The 871-nt window shown below is 81.5% G+C and carries 1 pseudogene; it reads right to left on the bottom strand.

Annotated features, from left to right (window positions below):
* Positions 1-871, bottom strand: a pseudogene (locus A9X00_RS32900) (PE family protein); the annotation flags it as partial.

Here is an 871-nt window from a genome sequence, read left to right as displayed (position 1 = left end):
CCGCCGATGCCGCCGGCGCCGCCGTCCCCGCCGTCACCGCCCGGACCGCCGTTGCCGTTGGAGCCGAAGAAGCCATGCTGCGGCGCGGTCGACGACGGCCGTTGGCTGGCCGCGCCGCCTTGACCGCCTTGGCCGCCCTTGCCGCCGTTGCCCCCGGCGAAGCCGGAGTTGGGGCCCGACGCGCCGTTGTCGCCGGCGCCGCCGGCCCCGCCGCTGCCGCCGGCGCCGCCGTTGCCGCCGCTGCCGAAGAAGGTGTTGTTGTCTTCGGCGGTCTGCAGGCTGGTGCTTTGGCCGGGTTCGCCCCCGGCGCCGCCGTTGCCGCCGGCGCCGCCGTTGCCGCCGTTGCCGCCGCCGGTGTTGACGCCGGCCCCGCCGCTCGTGCCGTGGCCGCCGTTGCCGCCGTTGCCACCGTTGCCCCCGCTGCCCCCGGCGGTGCCGCCCGCACCCGGGTCGCCGCCGGTTCCGCCCGCGCCGGCAGCGCCGCCGTTTCCGCCGCTGCCGCCATTGCCGCTGCCGACGGCCGCTCCGCCGTTCCCGCCGTTGCCCCCATTGCCGCCGTTGCCGGCCGCGCCGCCGTTGGCCGAGGTTCCGCCGTCGCCGCCGTCGCCGCCGGTACCACCCGCGCCCCCTTGGCCGCCGGTACCGGCGGTGCCCGCACCACCGGCACCGGTGCCGGCCTGCCCGCCGGTGCCGCCGGCGCCACCGGTGCCGCCTCGACCGCCGACCCCGCCAACCTGCCCCGGATGGGCGGTGTCGTCGGTGCCGGCGCCGCCGCGTGCGCCGGCACCGCCGATCCCGCCGGTGCCGCCGGTGCCGCCCGCGCCCTGGTGACCCCCCCCGCCGGCAACCCGCGCCCCCCCCTCGCCGGCGG

It is taken from the genome of Mycobacterium sp. 1245805.9, from assembly GCF_001672915.1.
Taxonomy (GTDB): domain Bacteria; phylum Actinomycetota; class Actinomycetes; order Mycobacteriales; family Mycobacteriaceae; genus Mycobacterium.
The sequence above is the reverse complement of the archived record's forward strand: the minus strand, read 5'-3'. Positions and strand labels throughout refer to the sequence as shown.